We start from the raw sequence: 23,674 nt of genomic DNA on the forward strand, positions 1-23,674 counted from the left end.
GTTCTAATTTTTATAACTAATATGCTCCGATACTTATTCTATTTCAAATTATCCCAGTACCATTTAACAGCTTCTTTTAATCCGTCTCCTATGGTATGTGTGGGTTGATAGCCCAACAACGTTTTTGCCTTCTCTACTGATGCCAAAGAATGCGGAATATCACCCTGGCGGTTAGGACCATGTTTAATCTCAACCTGAGCGATCTCTGTGTCAAAAGCTGTTAAATATTCTTTTAAGTACCCCACTAATTGATTTAATGTCGTGCGATCTCCTACAGCAGTATTGTACACCGTATTTACTGCTTCTGCATTACTGGTTGTCATTGCCAGTTCATTCATCTGAATCACATTGTCAATATACGTAAAATCGCGGGAATAGTCACCCGTTCCATTAATCACCGGACTTTCGTAATTCATAAACTGCTTAACAAATAATGGAATAACAGCGGCATAAGCCCCATTTGGATCCTGACGACGGCCGAACACATTAAAATAACGTAGCCCAATGGTTTCTAAACCATAAGTTTTGGAGAAAATCTCCGCATACAATTCATTAACATATTTCGTAATCGCATACGGCGAAAGCGGTTTACCAATTTTGTCCTCCACTTTAGGCAATGCCTCGGAATCGCCATAAGTTGAAGAAGAAGCGGCGTAAACAAATCGCTTTACATTTGCATCACGAGCAGCAACCAACATATTCAAAAAACCGGAAACATTAACCTCATTGGTAGTCTGTGGATCTTTGATCGAACGCGGAACCGAACCCAATGCAGCTTGGTGCAATACATAATCTACCCCCTCAACCGCCTTTTCGCAATCTGCAGTATTACGGATATCCCCTTCGATCAACTCAAAGTCTGGATTATCGGCATGCTGCTGTAGGTTATGACGATGTCCCGTTGCAAAATTATCCAGTACCACGACCTGATACCCTTTTGCTAAAAAATGCTCCGTTAAATTGGAGCCAATGAACCCGGCTCCTCCGGTAATTAATATTTTACTCATCCTTAGACCCTTGCTTATTTGCTTATTTGCTTATCTGCGGACTCGCGCATATTGCCATTTTCCTTCTCCGCAACAACTTTACGTAATCCCGAAGACGAAAAGCGGTGATCGCGGGTATTAAAGTAAAGTTCAATGCCTTTTCCTTCGCAATATTCCCGACCGGTAAAATTTTTATCCTTGTATTCATCGCCTAAGATCCGTACATCGATCTTAAACGAACGTAAAACATCTTCCAGATCCTGCTCGGTTGAATAAGGAACAATCTCATCCACGTGTTTACAACCCGACAACTGGATATAGCGCTCCACTACCGTTTGGGTGGGCTTATTCTTTTCCGGCCGATCGAGGGTAGGATCTACCTGTAAACCACAGATCAGGTAATCGCATTGACGTTTTGCTTCTTCCAGCATCTTGATATGGCCGGCATGCAACAAATCAAATGCCGAAAAAGTAATCCCGATACGCATACGATTTCGATCGTTGTTTACTTTTGTGTCCAAGTTTTTACTAGTTTCTGATTTCATAAACTGCTGATTTGAGAATTTGCTTATTGCTCTTTCTTTATAAAATATCCCCCTGTTTTGGGTGCTCCTTTAAATATGATTTTATCTTCATCTTTTAATTGTTTTAGCCAACGTTCCAAAGTACGGTCGGCTACATCAAAATACTGACCTATATTTTTTGCATTTATTCCGGGGCTATTCCGAATGATCCTCATCAATTCATTTACACCGACATTTACACCGACATTTACACCGACATTTACACCGACATTTAATCCCTCATTTTCTACGACAGGCTCCGTACTTCGATTTACAGGAAAGTTCATTCTGATGTAATTAGCTGAAAAATGAAAACATTCTTTCCCGTACACGCGTAAAATTCTTGGAACTCCTGACCCTAATTGTTCTACCAATTCCATGTCCCGAAAAATGCGCATAATCTCTTTACTCCTTGGAATGGAAACGCCTTCAAAGAACTCATGCTGTGTCATTCCTTCCGGAAGGCCTCCGTAGGACGTAATCTCCATTCTATCCTCAAAAAACTCAAATTTAGGCGCTAATTCATACGTATAATCATTATGTACAATCGCGTTGATGACGGCTTCACGTAAAGCCACCGCATCCCAAAAACGTTTTTCTTCCCGTTCTTTCGATGTAATTTTTGTTAAGGTCTTATTTTCGACCTCTATTCTATCCAAAACCTGTTTTGTGGCCTTGATCAATGAGCAGAAGCCGTATTCATTACTCTGTATTAAATCAACTCTATCTCTACCATTGTACCGAGCGACCTTGACCGACGTCGTATTATTATCCGCCATCAAATAAGCTACATAATTATACACCGCATCGTCATTGAGCAGTTCTAAATTTTTAGCAAACTGCTCGTTAAGTGCTTTACCTGCCGCATCGTAATAAATCCGAAGCTGCTCAAAGTTTAAATCTTGTCGAGGCGACTTAATCTTTCCAATTGAATTTCTCGTCCGCTTTGCAAACAACGTCTCAATAATATGAGCCGACATCGGTTCTGAAGCACTTCCGACACGGATAAATGCACCTCTTTCAGACATACCATATTTTTTGATATAATAAGGTCTTTCTCCTCCACTCGCTACAATAATTTTGATAACCGAGACATCTTCCCTTTGCTCCAGTACTACATCAAACAATCCCAAACAGGAGGGTGCAATATTATTTCGAAGACGGTCTTTAATCTGCAACTGAACCTGATCCGCATTTTCAACACCGACCACACGACCATCTTTAGCAATACCGAGATAAATAAGCCCTCCACCAAGATAATTCAAGAAAGCGACAACCTCTTTTTCGAAATGGTCAGTTAATCTTTCTTTGTATTCTATGCGGTTGGTTTCTATCATTTTTTCTTTTTGCCTATTTGCCCATTCTCGGATTCGCGTATTTGCCTGTTACCTATTTGTTTTTAAACAGTATAATCTGATGCTCTGATGCTGGTTGCTCCTCAAAATAAAGCTTCACGGATTTTTGTAAAATCTCCGATGACTTGCCCGCTAGCAGCGACAAGTATCCTCTATCTAGATCATCCCCTAATATACACACTTCTAATATCCCTGAATCGATGCCTTTTGCATAATCACCGATCAAACTGATCTGCTCGATATCACCCGATTTTTCAAAGATATTATCGATTAGCTCATCCATTCCGAGGTAATCCCGGATAAGTCGCTGCAGGGAATTAAAAAGTGGGTGTTTGCTATTGGCCTGATAAATAACCTTATTATCTTGCTGTGCACGTGTCAGATAACCCGCATCTGTCAACTGGTTGAGTTCTTTGCGGATCGCATTCGTTGATTCATGAAATTCTTCCGCCAAACCACGCAAATAGCCCTTGTTGGTCGCATAAGCGAAAAACTTAATCAGAAGCTTAAGCCGTGTCTTGGACGTAATAAGAGTTACCAACATAGCACCAACAGTATTGAGCAACAAAAGTACTCGGTTTTATTGAAAAAACAAATTATGGTAGTTAAAAAATTATAATGAATACATTAATTTATTACGAAATCTGGAAAACCAGCCTGTATCTAGGCTAAGATAAGATGATTACAACAACTTCCATTATAATTGACAAAAACTTATTTTTATACACAAACTTCCATTATAACAGAAGAAAATGTTATTTTTGGGTAAAATTTCAATTATAATGGAAGATTTAGTAAGACGCGAACGGTACATTGATGCCGTTAAGCCATTTATAGACAAACAACTTATTAAAGTTATCACAGGTCAGAGACGGGTGGGTAAAAGTCAGATGCTGAAATTGATCATCCAAGAAATTCAACATAGACAAGCGGACGCAGTAATTATTTTCATTGACAAGGAACTGGAAGAATTTGCCCATATTACCGATCACCAACAGTTGCATGAATATGTAAAAGAACATCTGGTACCGGATAAAAAAAATTATCTATTTGTTGACGAGATTCAGGAAATTGATGAATTTCAACGTTGCCTGCGTAGCCTTCTGAATCAACAGCTCTGCGATATCTATTGCACAGGAAGCAGTGCTAAGATGCTATCTGGCGAATTAGCAACGCAACTTGCTGGAAGATACATCGAGATTCAGATACACACACTAAGTTATAAGGAATTCCTTACCTTCAACAAGCTAGACGAGAGCATGGAAAATCTTGAACGATATATCACTTTAGGTGGCCTCCCCTATCAGCACCACATTGGCCTAGAACGCTCGCTGGTTTTCGAATACCTAAAAAATGTCTATGCCTCTATTCTGTTAAAAGATGTAGTAAGTAGGGAAGGAATTCGAAACGTACCTCTACTTGAAAATCTAGTGATGTACCTGGCAGACAATGTCGGAAGCCTGTTTTCTGCGCAGAATATAAGCAAATATCTTAAATCGCAAAAGATATCCATTCCAACCCAAACGGTGATCAACTATCTCCATGCCCTGACAAACGCATATTTTATCCATCGGGTGCCTCGAGCAGATGTTAAAGGAATGAAGATCTTCGAAATCGGGGAAAAGTACTATTTTGAAGATCTTGGTCTCCGCAACAGCATCCGAAGTTTTAACTTTCGCGGCGACATTGCTAAATTGATGGAAAACGTGGTATACTTGCATTTGCTCAGAAACGGATTTGAGGTATTTGTAGGCAAACAAGGGGATCAGGAAATCGACTTTATGGGCGAACGTAAGGGTGAAAGACTGTATATACAGGTCTGCTATCTCTTGATTGACGACAAAACGATACAAAGGGAATTTGGTAACTTATCTTTGATAGAGGATAATTACCCCAAGTATGTTGTATCGATGGACACTATCAGACCTCAAAACTCCTTCAGGGGGATTCATCAGATCTCTCTAAGAGAGTTTTTGTTAATGGAAAATTTTTAATAAAATGAATTGAATATAAGTCACATTTAAACGCCGATAACATGAACGCGAGAACTTACTTTAATAAAAAAGAGACGACCATAATAAGTCGTCCCTTTTCGTTTATTAAGCCCTGACAGTTTCCTACTTCTTTCTGCCCTGCAATAGCCGCGTGAGCAGGTAACTGACCAATGTACCAACAATAGCCAATATCACCGTCTGCAGGAGGTTATGCCACGGAATTAACCCCATGATGCTGCAACAGCTTCCGCCCAGAACGGGAAACCAACCACCGCCATGACTATTCATCACCCACCTCCTTTCCGATTAAATGGTTGTCTTCCGCACTCATTTCTGCCCGATCTGCACCTTTTTCGGCGACGTCGAGGGTAGCAATGCCAGCAACATCTTTTTCCTGATCCCGGATATCCGATGCCGAATCCCGAATTTCTGCTTCCTGCTTCCCGTTATCCAGCACCGATTCGATGATACCTAAACCGATGGCTACGTATTTTAAAATATTCAGTGCCTTACCCGGCAACTTGATTGGAGCAAGTAGTACCACCTGTACTGCTTTGCTGATTTTGTTTATAATGTGTTTCACTTGTAATTATTTGTTTTAATGGTAAGTGAGAGCTCGATGAAATCATCTCTTCATCAAGATGATTTACCTCTCGGTTCGCATCGTATTAAGTAATGTGTATTAAGTATTAAGACCCGCTAAAAACGTCGTAAGAGGTTAGCAGGTTAAGAAGTTAGAACTTTCTCACTAACTAACCCCTAATCACTAACCCCTAGCTCCTGATCTCCAAATAAACTTCTGCTCCCATATCCCACAGGCTATACACCAGGGCTTTAAGCTGATCGAGTGCTTTTTGACTTTCATCGCCACGACCTTCTCCGGTCAGTTTTGTAACCGGGGCAATGCAACCGCGTAGATGCTGTTCGGCGTTGTTCGCGGCATGGATCAGGATTGCTTCCCGTCCTTGCACGGATGGAATACCGATCTGTTCCCCGTGCTTATAGTACTGTGTCTTTTGAAGTTTGTATCGCCCCTCCGGGATACAGCTTTTATTCGGCGTATTATCCTGCCAGGGCAGTTCAATGGTATGGCAGACCGGTTCACCTAGAAAATGGATCGTGCCATTCGTTCCTTTATCCCCGTATTTCCGTCGGAGATGGAGTGTTATTGTTGTGTTCATTCTATTAGTAGTGCGCATTAAGATTTGATATTTTTGTAAAGTCGGTTAAGAGGTGAAGAAGTGAAAAGGTTAGGAGGCTAAAAAGTCACCAATCACTAGTCACCAATGCTCCCCCAGATAAATGGTCTTGGAAAAATTCTTTTTGTCCCGGCAGTGGGCCATGGCGTACACGTGTACGGGTTTATCCGCCAGTTGTACAGGTAGCACAAGTTCTGTTCTTCCATCGCTCCTTACAGCAGCCATTTCGTTAATACCAGCCACGGAACTTTCGACATGATAGGCGCAAACGATTATGCCATCGTCGTGAAAACACCCGACACCGTCGGAATCAGGACGCCAGCTGATCTGGATCAGGTCGCCCTGTCGCTCGGCCGTTGCAGAAAGCGGAATTACCGCACTTCCATTGCTGAGCTGCACCAGTTCAGGGTTGACCCGGATATTCGGATACGTCCCCTCCATACAGCCCTTTAGGGTATACGACATCGCTCGCCCCAGCGGGGTCTTCCCGCGCTTCTTCGTCGCAAAACCCATATTGATGAGCCGCGTCAATGGCGTCAAAAACTGTCGGGCCACCTTAAACCGCAACCACACTTCCAGGCGACCATCTGTGCCATCGCCGGTCTTCTTTTTTTTAAAGTTTGATATACATTCCATCGCTTCTGTGTTAAAAAGGGGCTACCGTAATCCGCTAGCTGATTACGGCACCCCCTCTTGGTTAAACTTCGTTTAGAGTGCCAATTCACCTAAGTATGTACTCTTGGACACCTTTACATTTTTGCGGTCTGCAAAAAAGATCCAAATATATGCCGCAGCACCCAAAAAATGGTTGGGGAGTGTGATACTGACCGAGCCATCGCCACGCAACGGGGGTTCGGGCGTGGTCAAGAATTCGTCCACCGTAGGCTGATACACGAGGATATAAACCTTGTCATCTGCCCTCGTGTCGTACATGGAGCTCAGTGTCGGATCCCAGGTCACATCGAGGTTGCCCGCGTCGACCAGCGCGGTGGGTGCTCCACCTGCCAGGAAAAAGCCGTCGCTGATCCGTACTTTGGAATAATCCAGTGCATAATCCGGATAGTCGCCGACCAGGGCCAGCTGTAGATTATCCTTCAGCGCCATATTTCCCGCCGTGGCCTTATCTGCCTTTTTTTGCCCATAACCAATACGGATCAACGGCATCGCGGGCAGCAGAAAGCGCATGACTGTTGTAAACTTCGCCTGCTGCATCAGCTGCTCTTCGCTGGCGGGCTTTGTCCGCTTTTTGTACAGCCCCTTGATGTATTCAATACTCTTCCAGCTGCTGCCGATCACACTTCCGGCTTTACCCTTGAAGCCACCATTGATTCCATTTCTGATTGTTCCCATTTTGTTTTTTTTAATTGTTAAACTATAATGTGAAGCACTTTTTCATACCGGTATATGTTGCTTTACGAAGACAAACATAGGGTGGGATATAAGTAAAAACAAGGGTTGGAACACGGTTGAAGCGGCATTGAAGCGGGTTATCCAGTAAATTGAAGTGATGTTGAAGAGACCTTTTAGTAGTGAGTATTGAGTATGAAGTATTAAGACCCGCTAAAAACGTTGTAAGAGGTTAGTAGGTTAAGAGACTAACCCCTAGTCTCTAACCCCTAATTGTCTTCTGACCAATAGGCGAGCATCTTCGGCCGATATATTAGGTTTGCCTTAGTATTACCTTAGTATTATCTTAGGGCTATCCACGAAAAGGTAAGGCAGCCCTAAGACAAAGGTAAGGCTGGGGTAACGCACTGGCCGAAAAACGGGCGAAGAACGTCCGAAGAAAGGGCGAAAAAAGTCCCTAGGAATTGGGGGCTTTGGTCGCCAGCCCCCAGTAGAGAACGCGGAGGCGTTCGACGGCCGCATCGGTATAGAATTTTTTTCCACCGCGGCCTTCCTTAGCGACGGTAATATTTCCTTTGTTCTGTTCGCGGAGTAGGGTGCTCTTGCTGATACCTACCCGTTCAATGGCATAGGCAGCATCACGGTAAATGATGGCGTCCGCTTCTTTTTCACGGAGCATTTCGCGGATTTCGCGGGATGTTGACAGGCATTCTTCTAATTTTTCTAACAGTTCTTTTTCAAAAATGGTCATGGTCTTGACGGTTAAGACCAGCCGGTGTACAAGCACAGGAGCTACCTTCCCTCCGCTTCCAGCACAAACATTCCACGTGAAGCGGATTTGACCAAGTCCATACATTTTTTTGGAAAGAAAGCCCATCAGCAGATGGTGTAGTTTATAAAAAGTTTAAGTCCGGTTTCGCTGTGCATAGCACCGAATCCGGACTCAAGATAGTAAAAAAAATAAAATCTACATTACCCTACCTGCAAAATTGGGATGCGCATAATGATATTTACTCGAAATCGGCTGCCATTATGTTGTATTTCGACCTTATTGCCTTCGGGATTAAGCAGGTGCAGTCGCTCCCTCAGCTGGCTGATTCCTTTGCCTGAGCGGGTCACTTCGGGCAGTACCTCGCCATCGTATTCGTTTTCCACGAGAATATGCACAGCACCATCCGTAAGCCTGCTGACGCGGAGAATCGCCGGTCTCTCCCGGTTAGTCAGCATGCCGTATTGACAACTGTTTTCCACCAGATTTAACAAGAGCATCATGGGGATCAGCACATCCTCCAGGTCATCCTCCGTAATGTCGATTTGAAAAAAAATCGGTTTGCCCTTTCTGATCGAATAGAGTGAAATCAGGCGTGTAATCTGGCTGATTTCTTCCCAAAGGGGGATATTGGAATGCTTTCGGTGCAATAGGTACGTTTTATTGATTTCGATAAGGATGGACATGGCTTCGACCGCCTTTTGCGGTTCGTGCAGGGCCAGAGTCTTTACGGTAGCCAGTGAATTTCCCAAAAAATGGGAAGGCATCTCCTGTCCTTCGTAATTCAATTGTAGCGTTCGTAATTTCGCTTCTAATCGCTCAAGCTTACGCATGGCAACCTTTCTAGCTTCGATGGCTTCCTCTTTCGCGGTAAGGGCCTCCTCCTTTGCGGCTATAGCCTCTTCCCTGTCCTCAAGTATAGGCAGCTGCCCTTTCCAGCCATAAAAAGAAATACCGACCACATAGGTCAACACGAAGGGGAACACGGTCTCTGCTAAGTTGCCGAGTTCGATACTGCCACAACCGCCATCCCACTCTGCCCTACCTGTACATAAACTGATGATCAAGATCAGCATTAAAGGTGTAATTGTTAGGAATGCACAGGCTGCAATGATCCGGATGGTGGCCCGGTGTTCATATCGGAATATCCATGGGCCTAACGATTTGCATACCGTTAAAAAGATGAGGAGCTGTGCGCCGAATAGCACTAAAAAATCAGCAGAGCCGATGAAGGAATCCGGTACTAAGAAAACCATGTAGTAATAAAGTAACATGACGATGCAGACAGCGGTAATGATCTTCCGCTTGATGTAAGCCGCTTTATGTTGATCCAACTTTTCCGCCCCCTTTCAGGTTGTGTCGACGGAGGTATTCCTTAAAATGGGGTTCGCCAAGTGCTTTAATGGAAATCCACTCCTCCCTTCCTGTTAACAAAACCCCTTTTTTCTTCGCATCTGTCCGTACTTTCTGAATGTAATTGACCGCTACAATTGCAGACTGACTGGCATATAGAAAAAGTTTGGTATCCTTCACCCGTTCGTACACTTCACGCATGGTCATGGATACACTGTCCAGCAGTTGTAGTTTATCGTCCTTTAATCCGTAAATATTAACCACCTGGTTGTCCATTGCAAATAAACAGATGTCCTGCAACGGTGTTGGTTCCCACTCCATGCGGTTGGGCTTTTTAATGAGGAAATAATTTACGGATTTACCGGAGGTACTGCCTGCGCGCATATTTGCCACCTTTGTCAATACACGCAGCAGATCACTGCGTGTGGCAGGTTTTACAATATAGTCGGGCACGTTCAGTTTAAAACTTTCGGCAGCGTAATCGCTGTGGGCCGTGCAAAATACCACCATCCGGGAGAGCTGGCGCAGGTCGGGAAGCGCATCGATGCCCAGCACATCCGGCATCTGGATATCACAAAAGATTACATCGGGTATGTCGGGCATCATGGTGACACCTGCGATTGCCTGACCCACAGATTCGTAACAGCCCAATACTTCAAAAACCGGCAAGGTAGCGAGTTCGTCTTGCAGGCTACCCATCGTTGACAACTCGTCGTCGATTAGAACAACTTTAACTTTTTCCATAAATCATGTTTTTCAATAAGGCAAACAGGGGCATAAGTTATTCAAAATATAGTCCAAAAAAAAGATATGGGTCACTTTTTCGATTTTATATTTTCATCAATCGCTAAAAATAATTGCGAAAAGCGCCAGAATAAATGATTTTTCTTATAGAATTCATAAAGGTGCCGAGGGTTGCAGATCTGTTTTGAGAGCTTCGTATTACAAAACATAACAGATATACTATGAACATTATGCATTCTATTTTAGCAGGCTTGGCCGTTACGCTGACCCTGTTTGTAAGCAGCAAATTTCAAGACGGGGCAGATCTCCATGTTGAAGAGGCCATCGTAATCGCAGCATCCGAGGTGGATTTAGAAGACCTGACCGGTATCAAGAAAAATTTGATAACAAAAACGACCGGTGACGTGAAAACCTTGTCCATTGACGAGTTTCTGGCCAATTACGAAAATTAGCACGTGCGATGAGGGGGCAGCATCTTTTTGTACTCACGTTGGTATTTCTACATTTGGGCATCAGTATACTGCACAATGTACAACAGCTGCACAGTACAGCACCACAGACGGCAGATTCACGACCAGCCACTGGCCTCGTATGGTTGCAGCAGCTGCCCCTTCTTTCGCACTACGCCCAGTTTACGGGCATCCACGGAGGTTACGGATTTTTCGGCCCTTCGGTCGGAAGCACCTTCCACACCCGTATCCAACTTTCCTTTAGCGGTGCCGAAGAAATCCTCACATTGCCCGACCCGGGACTCCGGAGCCGTGCAGGCAAGCTGCGTTACAGCAGCTTTTTAGATCTCAACGAGGTCTTTATCGATCAGGACACGGTGCGACCTACATCCGACCTTAACCTGGCCAAAGCCATCATGCGATCGTTAGCTAAGCGCATGACCGACAGCTACGGTGCATCTGTAGTCGATGTCAGTATTTTGGCGAAATCGCCCCCTAGTCTGTCCAGTATCCGCGAAACCGGATCGCTTCAGGTACGCTACATCCAACTGTTTGATCAACGTTGCTACCATGAAGCTACCCAGCGTTAGCCAAGCAACACAAGCCGCCAATGCCTTACGCAGCCTGCCTCGAGGTATTGGTTTGCTGCTGGCAATCGAGATGATCCAACTCTGGATCGACTTGCCCTTGCTCTACGGCCCCAACGGGCTGATAGAACCGGCGTTACTGCATCTACGGCAGCGTCCTATTGGCTGGAGCATCTACGACTTAACAGATGCTATCCCCTATTTACAAACGTTGACTTTACCAACCGTCCATCTCTTGGCGGTTCTCTATATAGGCCTGTGCCTCGCACTGGTATTCGAACTACAAGTTAGGCTAAGCAGCCTGCTGTTACTTTTTTTGCATCAGGCTCTTTTTATTGCCGACCCGAACTGGGCATACGGCGTGGATTACCTGGTGCAGACCGGACTATTCTTTTCCTGCTGTTTTTACCCCGGACGTCTAACATCCGGCCTACCGAATAACTGGGCAAAAATTGGCCTATTGGCCTTGCAGGGGCAACTTACCGTGGTGTATATCTTTGGTGGTTGGAGCAAGCTTATGGGCGGTAGCTGGCATAATGGCGAGGCGCTGTGGAAAGCCGTTCAACAGGCCTACATCGGCAGCGCTATTCCCATATCCCTGAACTGGGGCACCTGGCCGTACCTCTGGATAGCCGCCGGTTGGGCGGTTATACTGGTCGAGCTGGTCTACCCCCTAGCTTGGCTCGGCAAACACACACGCCGGTGCATCTGGATCGCGATCAGCGGCCTACATGCTGGCATTGCCCTTACGATGGGGCTCTATCATTTTGCCATGATTATGATCTGGTACAACTGCTGTGCCTGGTACATTCCCTATAAGAAATTGACCAAGTCTATTAACCTACCCTTTGAACGTGACGGCTCTGCAATAGCAAGTACAAACGGATCTCCGCCACCTGCAATACAAGGAAAGGGGGTACAAAAAAAATCTAAATGAAAAAAACCTTCTTTCCAGATCTGGACGGGATCTTTGGCCGGCCAATCGACCCGCGCCAATCCAACACACCCAGTCCTTCATTGCGTTTCAGCGATGGGGAGATCGAATACCGAAAAAAAGAAAACCGCAGCTGTATCAAGCAACGCTTCAAGGGCTGGTACGGCTACCTGCAGCATTACGATATGGTAATCGACGAACCTGTATGTATCCCCGTTAACGTCACGAAAAAAGATGTGCATGTATTCTACCTGATGCAAAAACGTGGAACGGTCAAATTATGGGATGATAGAGAACAGTTGGTGTGGCATCTGGAGGGGCAACGTGCCGTGTACGCATACCTGGTGCCCGGAAGCTATGAGCTTAGGTTATCAGCGGGAAAGCATCGCCTGTTCAGCTTTTATTTTGACACGGGTATATTCCGGTATGGCGCAGACGAGGAATTCCAGTTCATGCAGCCACCGTTGCGGGCCCACTTAGAGAACAGACCTTATCCCGTATGCAGCGTCGACTTTGCCGTTGATGCAGTCACGGCAGCCTACATCGAGCATATATGCCGCAACCTCCGGAAAGGAAGTATGGACAATAGTATCCTAATCAGCGAGCAGCTGCGGACGATGCACCACCTATCGCGAGACAGCGTGCTCCGTGAGCAGGTGGGCGGCAATTACAAACAGCACCTTACTACCTCGGCTAAAAAGATTATTGAAATAGAGGTAGCGGATTATGGTATTAAGTTGGAATTGGATTCCGTAGCAGAAAGGCTGAACATCAGCCTGAGTCAGCTTGGTGATGTATTCAAAGAAGAATGTGGTATTACGCTCAACACGTACAAGCAACAATGTGTGGTCGAGAAAGCAAAGGGGCTACTCAGGAATCTCCTCACTACAGGGGGCCATCGCAACACATGGGATATCGCCATAGCCTGTGGCTTTGATCACCGCACGGCGTTTCACCGATTTTTTAAACGGGAAACGGGCATGACGCCGATAGCCTATACAAAGTCGGCCATATTCGGAAGCGGGAGATAGCTAAAGCATGATTTCAGCGAAAAGGGTAACACCGGTTCCGCAAAACGGCAACACTTTCGTGCTTTTTCTGCCTTTTCTTTGTAGTGTAAACTTTAGGTTATGAAATGTTATAGAAGAAAATTTGCGGTATTCCCGGGCAGGCCGGTAGACAAAGCAACACAATGGTTCAGTGGCGGAAGCGGTCAAGGGATCACCATACGAAAGACAGATCATAATACAACGCAATTAAAAATGGAAAAGCACCTCACAACAGTAAAGAGCAGTATCAAAGCAGGGGCAGAACAGATCTGGCAGTGGATTATACGTAAATCCAATTGGCTATTTCAACGGAGCTATTGGGTGGTGGTGTACGGCTACGCCTTTCTGTACATGTTTACGGGACATAATAAGTTAGTGAATATGGAGACCTTCGTAAAGGGTAACAAACGTATCCCGGTATTAGGACAATATGCCGAATTTATCGGCTGGGGTATCCCCCTTCTTGAAATCCTACTGGCAGTTGTATTGGTTTACCCTTGGAGAACGTCACAGCGATGGGGGCTGTGGACATCTACCTTACTTATGGGCGTCTTTACTCTATATATTGCCCTGATGTTACTTTTTGTAGAAGACAGGCTTTGCCATTGTGGTGGCGTGATCGAAGCAATGGGATGGCACACACATCTGATATTCAATGCAGTTTGGTTTGGGCTAGGTATGTGGGCTATCAAACGACTAAAAAATTATACAATTATAAGTTTACTAAAATGACTTTAATCAAAAAAACAACAAAAACATTGGTGCTGGGAGTAGCACTATTAGGTTTAGCAGTAGGTGCTAGTTCTTGGGCATCGACAAATTCAAAATTACTTCTCAATGATGATGAACTATTTTGGGATTACAACGGAAATCCCGAACTAACAAGTCCTGATCATAGCGAAGAATCTAATTACAGTAGAGCATCTAACCAAGACGCCACATGTATTAATAACACTAAATTTTGTCAAATCAAAGCACCGGTAAAACCAAGTTCTAGCCCCGAAGTGCCAGATTTGAGTGCACCCTCTTCTGTTTCAGGACAGACTATCCAAGATCGGATCGAGGATGCACAGCAAAACGGACCTAACGAGACAGTCTCTATGAAAAACTAATCCAGAGACTTAAAAGTAAGTGTTTCGATAATGATATCTTGGACCTCAAAAAATAAATTATGAGGTTCAAGATATTTATTTACTGTTTCAAGTGATGCCTCCTGATCCAATCTACACTCCAGCTTTTTCAAATCCAAAGAAGAAATGTTATCATCGATAATAACAGGAGTCCCTCCGATCTTATTATTCTTTGTCCCTATCCATCCCCAAAAAGCATCATTAAAACCCAAAACTTCTTTATTCTGCTTTACTGCTTTATTAATTTCGCTCTTACATTTCAAGATCCAACATTCCCTATTTTTATAGACAAAATCTGTACGAAACTTAAAAAAATTATCCAGATTGTCCTTTACATATAAATGCCACTGTTTCTCATCAATAGGCCAAGTATCCCTAAATTCATAACAGTACGTATGTTTGGTTTCCCAAATCGATTTAGGAATATCTTGTTCTATATAGTGTAAATCTGATGCATCCACACCATCGGTGATTATCTGCGTCATCATTAAATTTTTCTTATTCAAAGTGGTTAAGTAGATTGTCAAAATGGGAACGTTGACGCCGCCCCATCTTACGTTTCGGCTTACAGAGTCAACTCTTTGAAATTGTTTCCACGCAACACCTTCAATATGCTTTCCCAAGAGAGCATATCTATATCGAAACGATTGTGTCTGCATACCTTTTAATTCCTTATACCAGACTAACATTTCTCGTTCTGCATCATGTATAAAATCTGATTTAGATCCCATCTCAAGTGGCTCTCCAGCGATGAAGCTAGCTATAGAACTTTCTGAAATAACATCAGAATTTGTTATGTACTTCAAAACATGTTCAGCATTAAGCCAAGCTACATGAGGTTCAAAAACATGCGGAAAAAGTTTATTAAGACTCGTATCTTCAAATACAACATACGCATTCTTCAATAAGTTCGAGTTTTTGGAGAAGAAACCATCAATACGATCGTACTTGTCTTTTGTGACGAATAATACGACTATGTCAGCATGTTTTTCAGCAATTTTATCTAGTTTCCTGATTGAAGCAACGCATGGTGCGCAATAGATACTTCCAAAGTCTAAGATGATACTTTTACCCTGCAACGTTCTTCCATCAATACGTTGTCCTTGATAGTTCCATACATTCGAAATATGCTCAATATCAATCTTATTCTCCTTAGTATCTGGATTTAATCTCTGTTGTGCCAATGTCAAAAAAGGAATAACCAACAAGCTAAAAATTATCGTGATCTTCATCGTTCCCCTATCTTTTGGTTTGCTCAATACCAGTTATTTCTATGACAGACTGAGGTATCATATATGTATAACGAAGATCGTTGGGTTTCAACGAAAATGTTTCGTTTCCCACTCTCCGCACAACTGTTTTCTCGTACCTTGGATCTTGATTCAATCTACGTAGATCTGACCAGCGAACACCTCTAAATAACAGTTCTTTCCTTCTTTCACTTAGCACAATCTCAAGAGGATCTTCATAATCCTCTAACGCAATATCAGTTTTACTTCCCTTCTTCATTCTTTTCTTGTTTATTTTATTGATCCATTGTGCAGCTTCTGATAAGCTATTATTCCGTACTAGACATTCAGCCATGATATAATATAATTCAGACGTCGTCAATCCCACGAAGAACGAACTGTTTACTTCACCGTGATAGTGGCCTTTGAAAGATATATTGCCCGTAGTATTCTGCTGAAAATAAATTGACTTTCTCAAATCGTCTGACGAATAGCTAACATATAATTCCTCATCTATCACAGCATTGTTCACTCCCAACATGGCAGATCCCCCGCTAGTAGCAAAATATATCGTTTCTTTGTTGAAGCGTTGGAATGGGATAGCATCATCGATTTTCACGTCATTATAATCCAAGAGTTCACTCTTGAGTGCCAACGCTTCGCTGGCATATCTCATAGCTTCCGTATAATCGCCTTTTACCATCTGAACACGGGCTAGCAACGTATATGCAGCAGATTTACTTGGTCTGGTTTGAACGACTACGTCAACGGGGAGTATAGGGATCGCTTTTTCCAAATCATCTATAATCTGTTTATAGGTCTCTTGTACGGAATAGCGGATACTTAAATCATTGAAATTGGACGACAGTCTCAAAACAATCCCTAGGCTTGGTGTTTGCGAAACATTTGTATATGGTTCTCCATAGACTTGAGCAAGCTGATAAAAACTGAAAGCTCGAATGAACAATGCTGCCCCAATGATTTCATCTCTTTGTTTTTTCTCTTCGTTGGAAGAAACGGGGATATCACCAATTTCTTCCAAAACGACGTTGCTGTACATTACAGGCACATATGGCCCCATCCATTCCGTATTTCTGTTAATATTAGAGTAAATGGGCTCTTTTGCCCATATATAGTTCGCACGATCGAAATCATTCAGACTATTATAAGATGTTTCGCTAAGGTAAAAGTCATCCGTCCCCAATTCCAGCAAAGAAGGAAATCTTGAAAAATTTATGTAGGTAACCGCGTCCAAAAGCGACTGACAATCGGAAAGTTTTGTCAACTGAGAAAGTGATTGATCAGGCTTTTCATCTAAAAATTTAGAGCAGGAACTGGCCATGAACACGAATAAAATAAATATGTTTATGTAGATTTTCATGATTTATTTGATTAGTAGATAAGTGAAATAGTAAAGCTGTAGGATCTTGATGGTGGTAGAATATTGTAGTCTGGATCAATTCCAGCCTTATTGGCTCTCCATAAAAGACCTATATTGGAACAACTCAATCCAAATTCTATTTTTGATTTACGATCTTGTTTAATATTTGGAGTCCATAGATATCTGAGTGCAATATCTTTCAAACGTATGAGATCACCTCGATGCACCAATACATCCGAATAATTGAAGAAATTATCTCTATTCGAATTCGCAGGATAGTTCATAGAGGGAATGAATGTATTTGATTCATCGCCCGGGCTTCTCCATCGTAGAGCAAAATCTTCATGATAAGTATTGTAGCTAAATGCAGAGGTATAGTTTATCGTATTCTTTCGGAAATAGTGTCCCCATTTAAACATTAGATTAGACTGTAAACTTATATTTTTAAACCCTAGACGGATAGTAAAGTTTCCGTAATACGGTGGCAGGGATGTGCCATGGTAAACGACGTTCTGTAACGAGTCCCTAACCAACGCAGCCCAATCTTTCGACTGCGCCCCCGCTAATAAACCCAACGGATCGCCTGTTTCTGGGTCTAGACCTTCAAACCTATAACTGTAAAGAGGATACAATCTCTTGCCCTCGACCGGACGTAAGGACTCCCCTTTACTGCCCATGTAATTAACGGAACTCAATAAGTTCCCCCTATATTCCAAAACTTCGTCTTTAACATAAGAAACATTAAGTGTTGTTGAGAAGCTCCAGACTTCGCCGTCCTGTCTATAAGACAATGAAACATCCATTCCCTTACCTTTGAGTTTACCCACATTTCGTTGAGCAGTCGCCAAACCGGTTGTGGGATCGATCGGATCTGCACTTATCAGATCAGTTGAGAGTTTTGTAAAATACTCCATTGATCCTGAAAAGCTATTTGAGAATAGTGAAAAATCTATTCCCAGATTCATCATCCGAACATCCTCCCATTTCAGCTGCGGATTAGGAGGTAGGCTGATTTGAGCAAAAGGAAGACTGGTCCATGGATTATTTGAAGAATGAATAAGCACAGTACGCGCCAGTGCTCCTGCGCCTATATTACCACTATGCCCCAAAGTAGCTTTAAGCTGTAGTCGATCCACAAATCTACTTTTCATTATGAACGATTCTTTGTCCAAGTTCCAAGACACTCCCCCAGACCACAAAGGATTCCATTTGTGGTTAGATTCTGCACCAAAATTATTGGAACCATCCTTACGTATCGATCCGAATAACGTGTATTTCATATTATAAGTATATCCCGCATTGCCATAAAATGATAAAATACGGTTGTTCCGAAGAGCATATGAATCTTGGTAGGGTATATTCGAGTTTGATGATAACCCATCAAATACGGGATAACTGTTGACATAATCAACTTTTGCGGTAGTCAACACTTCTGGATCAAATCCATAATTTCTGTGAGTAGATGTACGAATAGGATTATCATTCAGTTCTCCTCCGGTCATAGCGGTTATATAGTGCTTTCCGTATGATCTATCTAGATTCAATTGTCCGCGGAGTCTATTGGCTAATATACTATTACTGCTCGCAGTTACAATACCTCCCATAGGGATTATATATTTAACCTGGTCGCCCTGCACTTGACTAAATCTATTGATAAGATTTCTGGTGTAGAATGATTCAACATCGTTAATCAGTCTCGAAGTCCCAATTTGTTTTTCAAAGCCATGTATCAATGTAGCGGAAAATCCGTCAAAAAACTTATAACGAATCTGTAGATTTGTATTCACATAATCGGTATTTGCTTTCAATGAGTTATGCTGATGCTCTTCATATGGTCTATATTTCCAATCCAGCAATTTTCCATCTAGTAGTGTGTTTAAGTAATCCATGTTGTAGGAATGAGGCACTTCGGCTCCCTTTCCATCTTCAGCCACAAGCCTGACATATGGATATATACCGGAGAGCCCCCCACCAGGAGAGAAACCATATCCCATACCATGTTGCCGAAGGTTTTCCCAACTAGAATTGAGCAATATGGTTGACTGTATAGTAAACTTGGGGCCAATATTAAATTGGTTGGACAACCTAAGGTTTACACGTTGACTTTGAGAAAAAATGTCTTCGGGACTATCTTTTTGATACATAACGCCCAGATTATATCCCATTCTGCTTCCACCTCTGCTTAAATTAATATTGGTCTGATTGCTAAGTGGTTTACGATAAAAGTAATCCATAAGCTCCTTTCTATAGTCATGGTTACCGAGATCCGTTAAGACATCTTCCAGTTCTGCAATCGATATTGCTCCTGTTCTGTACTGTTGCAGTGACTGAACAGCTGGTGAAAAGATAAATTGCTTTTTATTGACCGCATTTAATTTGCTGTCGTAAAAACCTTTTTCAAAAAGCAACCTCTCCATCTCGATAAAGTCAGAGCTTGACATATTGGGTAGTCTCATGAGGCCCCGCTTTTCGTTTAAAATGGCACGATGATTTATTTGTACCGACAGGTGATCACTAACTTTAGCTTTTTTTAAATTAATTACCAGCACACCGTTCCCTGCCCGTACTCCCCATATCGATGTTGCTGCCGCATCCTTCAACAAAGTCACGGATTCTACATCGTTTATGTTTATTTGGGAGATATCACCGGAAAAAGGAAAATTGTCCACTACGATAAGTGGCCCCTGACTCAGATCGTTAAACGTATTAATACCTCTAATATTTATTCTAGAAGTACCTGTTCTGTTATCATATTGAAGGCCAACAGATGTACCTTCTAGGCTCTCAAGTATATTAGTCGTATTCCTTAATCTTAAAGTTTCCGTATCAATATGCACGAAGCTTCCCGTCGCCCGCTCCTTTGGTATCTGCTGATATCCCGTGCTTACGACCTCAACTTCTTCAATCTGGTTTTCGGCCGGCTGTAATCCGATTTCTAGAACTGCAGTCGTTTCATCATAAGCAATACTTTGCTCGGTAAAGCCGATATGTCTAATGTGCAATATGCCAGTGGCAGCTCCGACACGTAGACTAAATTTACCTTGTCGATCCGTGCTGGTCTTCTCCCCTCCTTTGTCGGTATAGATGGATACACCTTCTAAGATCTGCCCGTCGGCAGCCGAGCGTACCACTCCTCCGAGCGTACGAGCCGACTGCGCCTGGGCATCACTAAACAACACACATATAAGACTTAGCACGAAGCTGAACAGCGTTCGGCTTCGGTTATTATTTGATTTGAAAAGATGAGATAGCCGCTTTAAATAGCACAGTTCTCTCCCACCCTTGTAAAAATTCTTCATTTTTAAAGTTATTTCATGATGACCTCCGAACTTGCACCTCTTTAGGTAGGTTACCACCCCTCCTGTCCAGCCAGATGCTAAGCCTTCGGTCTAATTACGTTAGTTGTAGATTGGTAATCGAAATGCCCTTTTTACAATATCATAATAAAGGTAAAATAACGTCTCTTCAGGCATTCATCGATTTTTGAAAACTCCGTAAACGGAGTTAGGCCCTACCGAGCTACTCGGGGGCTGAGATTTTGTTTCTTAATACTTGACTTTTTAGATTTCTCATAACTCGTTATAGTTAAACGAGCCTTATTAGATTGGTCACCAATTGTTTAAAATTTAAAAAACTGGTCGCCCGCATCCTAAATTGCAACCGCGGCTCTGGAGGGCCACCACCTCTTTCGAGATAGCTGTAGTACAATTAGAATAAGCGAGCGCCAGCCCTATCCTACAAAGGTAGGACATTAGCGCTTCACTTACACTCGTACTACAAAATTTTCCAGATTCCGGTCACGAGGCTCGTAAATTAATTTATTACTTTTTCAGTATAAGTAGAACAAGTAACTTATCTCTATTTTTATAAAATGATCAATACATAAAGTATTTAAAATAACTTAAACATTCAAAAACAAATATAATAACATATATTTAAAATCAAAAATAAATTATCCTAAATATAGGATTTATTGCATAAAAAATTACTCCGAAATTGGAGCATGAAGAATGATAATGAAAACAACGCGCTATCCGACCCAAAACTCAACGATGAAATTTTCCTAAAGCAACTAGGAGCCTTCTTGAAACGAATGAGAATTGCGTCGGGATTCCCAACAATAAGAGCATTTGTGGACACTATAGACATGAGTTACTCGCAATATCAAGGATATGAAAAAGGAAAGAATATTACGGTGGTAATCCTAAAACGCATATTTTCTGAATTCAATCTACAAGTTGAAGACTGGCTAAAAATCGACATATTCAATATTGACACAAACGACCCTGAGGTTATCGAAAAAATCCGAACAGCAAGATTAAATCAAGTAACAGAGCAAGTAAGGATAATTGATAGCGAAAAAGCAGCACTGTTATTACGTCCAGTTGACGTCCAACGGTATGTGGACATATTGATTCATTGCCACATTCCCAAAAGTCGGTCGTATATTCTGGATAAACTCGTACGCCTTGATGATACTCACAACACCTTTCAACGTGTCGCTGGCAAACTAATAATGTACGGTTGGCTCGATTACACCAACAAGGAAAGTAAGAATAGCCCTGCACAAGCATACTATACGACAGAAGCAGGTAAAAAGGCTTTGCAGTTAACGAATAGTAAATAAGCGCAAAAGTAAATTTACAAATGGAAAGTCGTTATGAAAAATCTTTAAAGGAAGATATCGGAAAATTCCTTTCTGCTATAGGAAAATCGCCGAAAGAAGAGAGAGAAACTCCGTCTAAGGAAACGTCAAAACGTTGTGCACCTCATTATAGCGGAAACGACGGCCAACAGTTTCTTGGACTAATTGAACAGCGATCACTGACACCATTAAAAACAAATACGAGATAAGATAAACAAAAGAAAAACTTCGTTATATTTGACAAATAGTTATGCCTGCAAACAAACCTGATATAGTTAGAGTATACCGTATTGTCCATATAGACAACGTGGAGTATATACTGCGGCATGGTTTGTTTACACGACATCATACTATGGCGGATCCCGATTATATAAACATCGGTGATACGGAGTTGATTACTAAACGAAATAACTATTCGGTAAAAATTAATCCACCTAATGGCCTTCTTGGCGATTATGTACCGTTTTATTTTGGTCCTTTATCGCCCATGCTTCTAAAAATAAGAGACGGTAATGGAGGTATCACAAAAAGGCCACAAAGTGACATTATATATATTGTATGTAAAGTAGATGATATTATAGAATGCTGTCCACATTGGTGTTTTACCAACGGACATGCAAAAACTGCTATTTCTGAATTCTACAATGACACTAGACATTTGGATCAGGTGGATTGGAATCTCGTAAACCAACGTTATTGGAGCAACATAGAAGAAGATTTTGATCGTGTTCGACGAAAGCAAGCTGAATTCTTAGTTAAATACCATGTACCCGTTAATTGTATTAGTGGAATTGCTACTTACAATGACAAGGTTAAAGAGCTTATTGATAATATTGTAAACGAATTATCGTTAAATATTACAGTAAAGGTAAACCCGAATAATAATTATTATTATTGATGAAATATATAAAAGGTAATCTTCTCGAAGCCGATGCACATGCATTAGTGAACACTGTTAATACTGTGGGTGTAATGGGGAAAGGTATTGCCTTACAATTCAAGGAGAGCTTCCCCTACAATTACAAAGAATATGTTGCTGCTTGCAAGCAAAAAGAATTGCAACCGGGCAAGCTATTGGTCGTGAAAGAAGCAATACTAGACGGGGAAAAGATTATCATTAACTTTCCGACAAAGACGGAGTGGTATCTTAAATCCAAATATGAATATATTGAGAAAGGATTAGAGGAATTGGTGAAAGTCATTAAGGAGTACAATATAGAAAGTATTGCAATTCCTCCCCTTGGCTGTGGAAACGGAGGCTTGAAATGGGAAAAGGTAAAATCTATGATGGAAGAATATCTTGGACACCTAACGCATGTCAACATTCAAGTTTACGAACCTAATGCGGCCGTAAAGGACATCCTAAAAAAACAGGAGACCGACAAGCAAGTAAAACTCACGCATGCGCGTGCTATGTTGCTCTATGCTATGTTTTATTATGAATCATTGGGGGAAAACACCAGCCTTTTTGTTGCTAACAAACTTGCTTATTTTTTACAACGTTTTGGGGAAAAAAGTTTTAACAGGTTAAAATTTGAGGCACATCATTACGGACCTTACAGCGTGGGTGTTGAACACTTATTACATCATTTGAATGGTAAATACCTTAAAGGGCTAGAGCAAATGAATGCGACGGCATTTGAGCCTTTGGAACTTCAATACGACAAAGTAAAAGAGATTAGTGAATATGTAAAAAGGGAACTCAGTCCCGAACAAAGGATCCGTCTTTCTAACTTACTTAAATTGATAGACGGCTTCCAGTCCGCCCTATCTCTGGAAGTATTAGCTACTGTTGATTTCGTTAAGAAAAATAACCCGAGTATTGAACAAGCGGACATCGTAAAAACAATACACAATTGGTCTAATAGAAAGCGGGAGCTATTCCAAGAAAAATACATAGAAGTAGCATATAATCACCTTGACAATTACAGTAGATCCTTAAATATATCTTAACTAAACA

At 42.1% G+C, this 23,674-nt stretch carries 26 protein-coding genes; 12 read left to right on the plus strand and 14 right to left on the minus strand.

Translation table 11 applies throughout. The features are described from left to right. Positions 1-38: 38 nt before the first annotated feature. The 4 genes from E4F24_RS06935 to E4F24_RS06950 are packed head-to-tail and all read right to left on the minus strand — an operon-like array spanning position 39 to position 3,448. The gene (locus E4F24_RS06935) at positions 39-1,007 is read right to left on the minus strand and encodes an SDR family oxidoreductase (protein WP_140937958.1); all 969 of its coding nucleotides are present in this window, start codon (positions 1,005-1,007) and stop codon (positions 39-41) included. A 14-nt stretch (positions 1,008-1,021) separates the two neighbouring features. Next, complete coding sequence (locus E4F24_RS06940; protein ID WP_235891167.1) at positions 1,022-1,531, minus strand: adenylyltransferase/cytidyltransferase family protein; 510 nt, start codon at positions 1,529-1,531, stop codon at positions 1,022-1,024. Between the two features lie 23 nt (positions 1,532-1,554). Beyond that, positions 1,555-2,886 (minus strand): RNA-binding domain-containing protein, encoded by a 1,332-nt coding sequence (locus E4F24_RS06945; RefSeq protein ID WP_140937959.1) that lies wholly within the window; start codon positions 2,884-2,886, stop codon positions 1,555-1,557. A gap of 52 nt (positions 2,887-2,938) precedes the next feature. Continuing rightward, positions 2,939-3,448 (minus strand): helix-turn-helix domain-containing protein, encoded by a 510-nt coding sequence (locus E4F24_RS06950; protein ID WP_140937960.1) that lies wholly within the window; start codon positions 3,446-3,448, stop codon positions 2,939-2,941. A gap of 238 nt (positions 3,449-3,686) precedes the next feature. Between E4F24_RS06950 and E4F24_RS06955 the strand changes: the two genes are divergently transcribed. Then, positions 3,687-4,898 carry an ATP-binding protein gene (locus E4F24_RS06955; RefSeq protein ID WP_140937961.1) on the plus strand — a complete coding sequence of 404 codons (1,212 nt, stop codon included), beginning with the start codon at positions 3,687-3,689 and terminating at the stop codon, positions 4,896-4,898. 280 nt (positions 4,899-5,178) lie between these two features. On the opposite strand, the gene E4F24_RS06960 is transcribed toward E4F24_RS06955, so the two are convergent. The 6 genes from E4F24_RS06960 to E4F24_RS06985 all read right to left on the minus strand — a co-directional run bounded on the left by E4F24_RS06960 (position 5,179) and on the right by E4F24_RS06985 (position 9,199). Next, complete coding sequence (locus tag E4F24_RS06960; RefSeq protein ID WP_140937962.1) at positions 5,179-5,481, minus strand: hypothetical protein; 303 nt, start codon at positions 5,479-5,481, stop codon at positions 5,179-5,181. Positions 5,482-5,671: 190 nt separating this feature from the next. Beyond that, positions 5,672-6,079 (minus strand): DUF5675 family protein, encoded by a 408-nt coding sequence (locus tag E4F24_RS06965; RefSeq protein WP_140937963.1) that lies wholly within the window; start codon positions 6,077-6,079, stop codon positions 5,672-5,674. 99 nt (positions 6,080-6,178) lie between these two features. After that, complete coding sequence (locus E4F24_RS06970; RefSeq protein WP_140937964.1) at positions 6,179-6,733, minus strand: DUF6266 family protein; 555 nt, start codon at positions 6,731-6,733, stop codon at positions 6,179-6,181. 72 nt (positions 6,734-6,805) lie between these two features. Beyond that, a complete protein-coding gene (locus E4F24_RS06975; protein ID WP_140937965.1) occupies positions 6,806-7,447 on the minus strand; it encodes a DUF6266 family protein in 642 nt (213 codons plus the stop codon). Between the two features lie 454 nt (positions 7,448-7,901). Beyond that, complete coding sequence (locus E4F24_RS06980; RefSeq protein WP_140937966.1) at positions 7,902-8,321, minus strand: MerR family transcriptional regulator; 420 nt, start codon at positions 8,319-8,321, stop codon at positions 7,902-7,904. 95 nt (positions 8,322-8,416) lie between these two features. Continuing rightward, positions 8,417-9,199 (minus strand): histidine kinase, encoded by a 783-nt coding sequence (locus tag E4F24_RS06985; protein WP_181182395.1) that lies wholly within the window; start codon positions 9,197-9,199, stop codon positions 8,417-8,419. Positions 9,200-9,272: 73 nt separating this feature from the next. Here E4F24_RS06985 and E4F24_RS13765 point away from each other — a divergent pair, with 73 nt between their 5' ends. Further along, positions 9,273-9,473, plus strand: coding sequence for a hypothetical protein (locus tag E4F24_RS13765; RefSeq protein ID WP_181182396.1), 201 nt, complete (start codon positions 9,273-9,275; stop codon positions 9,471-9,473). 60 nt (positions 9,474-9,533) lie between these two features. Here the strand turns inward: E4F24_RS13765 and E4F24_RS06990 are convergent, their stop codons facing one another. After that, complete coding sequence (locus E4F24_RS06990) at positions 9,534-10,310, minus strand: LytR/AlgR family response regulator transcription factor (protein WP_140937968.1); 777 nt, start codon at positions 10,308-10,310, stop codon at positions 9,534-9,536. Between the two features lie 221 nt (positions 10,311-10,531). On the opposite strand from E4F24_RS06990, the gene E4F24_RS06995 reads away from it, so the two are divergent. The 6 genes from E4F24_RS06995 to E4F24_RS07015 all read left to right on the plus strand — a co-directional run bounded on the left by E4F24_RS06995 (position 10,532) and on the right by E4F24_RS07015 (position 14,441). Continuing rightward, positions 10,532-10,762: a hypothetical protein gene (locus tag E4F24_RS06995; RefSeq protein WP_140937969.1), complete on the plus strand. Its 231-nt coding sequence runs from the start codon at positions 10,532-10,534 to the stop codon at positions 10,760-10,762. Between the two features lie 413 nt (positions 10,763-11,175). Further along, positions 11,176-11,349, plus strand: a complete 174-nt coding sequence (locus E4F24_RS13770) for a hypothetical protein (RefSeq protein ID WP_181182397.1) — start codon at positions 11,176-11,178, stop codon at positions 11,347-11,349. Further along, positions 11,330-12,283: a hypothetical protein gene (locus E4F24_RS07000; protein ID WP_140937970.1), complete on the plus strand. Its 954-nt coding sequence runs from the start codon at positions 11,330-11,332 to the stop codon at positions 12,281-12,283. Before E4F24_RS13770 ends, E4F24_RS07000 begins: the two co-directional genes overlap by 20 nt. 182 nt (positions 12,284-12,465) lie before the next feature. After that, positions 12,466-13,311, plus strand: a complete 846-nt coding sequence (locus E4F24_RS07005) for a helix-turn-helix domain-containing protein (RefSeq protein ID WP_181182398.1) — start codon at positions 12,466-12,468, stop codon at positions 13,309-13,311. A gap of 99 nt (positions 13,312-13,410) precedes the next feature. Continuing rightward, on the plus strand, positions 13,411-14,061 hold the full coding sequence (locus E4F24_RS07010; RefSeq protein WP_140937972.1) for a MauE/DoxX family redox-associated membrane protein: 651 nt from the start codon (positions 13,411-13,413) through the stop codon (positions 14,059-14,061). Further along, complete coding sequence (locus E4F24_RS07015; protein WP_140937973.1) at positions 14,058-14,441, plus strand: hypothetical protein; 384 nt, start codon at positions 14,058-14,060, stop codon at positions 14,439-14,441. The genes E4F24_RS07010 and E4F24_RS07015 overlap by 4 nt, the downstream gene beginning before the upstream one ends. Here the strand turns inward: E4F24_RS07015 and E4F24_RS07020 are convergent. Genes E4F24_RS07020 through E4F24_RS07030 form a run of 3 tightly spaced genes read right to left on the minus strand, consistent with a single transcriptional unit; the run spans position 14,438 to position 20,368 of the window. Then, positions 14,438-15,691, minus strand: a complete 1,254-nt coding sequence (locus E4F24_RS07020) for a TlpA family protein disulfide reductase (RefSeq protein WP_140937974.1) — start codon at positions 15,689-15,691, stop codon at positions 14,438-14,440. The two genes, E4F24_RS07015 and E4F24_RS07020, sit on opposite strands and share 4 nt — an antisense overlap. 7 nt (positions 15,692-15,698) lie before the next feature. After that, the gene (locus tag E4F24_RS07025) at positions 15,699-17,069 is read right to left on the minus strand and encodes a RagB/SusD family nutrient uptake outer membrane protein (protein WP_140937975.1); all 1,371 of its coding nucleotides are present in this window, start codon (positions 17,067-17,069) and stop codon (positions 15,699-15,701) included. An 11-nt stretch (positions 17,070-17,080) separates the two neighbouring features. After that, entirely contained in the window at positions 17,081-20,368 is a 3,288-nt protein-coding gene (locus tag E4F24_RS07030; protein ID WP_140937976.1) for a SusC/RagA family TonB-linked outer membrane protein, read from the minus strand. An 833-nt stretch (positions 20,369-21,201) separates the two neighbouring features. Between E4F24_RS07030 and E4F24_RS07035 the strand changes: the two genes are divergently transcribed. Genes E4F24_RS07035 through darG form a run of 4 tightly spaced genes read left to right on the plus strand, consistent with a single transcriptional unit; the run spans position 21,202 to position 23,667 of the window. Then, positions 21,202-21,696: a hypothetical protein gene (locus E4F24_RS07035; protein WP_140937977.1), complete on the plus strand. Its 495-nt coding sequence runs from the start codon at positions 21,202-21,204 to the stop codon at positions 21,694-21,696. A gap of 20 nt (positions 21,697-21,716) precedes the next feature. Next, a complete protein-coding gene (locus tag E4F24_RS07040) occupies positions 21,717-21,923 on the plus strand; it encodes a hypothetical protein (protein ID WP_140937978.1) in 207 nt (68 codons plus the stop codon). Between the two features lie 41 nt (positions 21,924-21,964). Continuing rightward, positions 21,965-22,612, plus strand: a complete 648-nt coding sequence (gene darT, locus E4F24_RS07045; protein ID WP_140937979.1) for a type II toxin-antitoxin system toxin DNA ADP-ribosyl transferase DarT — start codon at positions 21,965-21,967, stop codon at positions 22,610-22,612. Further along, positions 22,612-23,667, plus strand: coding sequence for a type II toxin-antitoxin system antitoxin DNA ADP-ribosyl glycohydrolase DarG (gene darG / locus E4F24_RS07050; protein WP_140937980.1), 1,056 nt, complete (start codon positions 22,612-22,614; stop codon positions 23,665-23,667). Before darT ends, darG begins: the two co-directional genes overlap by 1 nt. Positions 23,668-23,674 lie beyond the last annotated feature (7 nt).

Source organism: Sphingobacterium lumbrici, from assembly GCF_006476045.1.
Taxonomy (GTDB): Bacteria; Bacteroidota; Bacteroidia; order Sphingobacteriales; family Sphingobacteriaceae; genus Sphingobacterium; species Sphingobacterium lumbrici.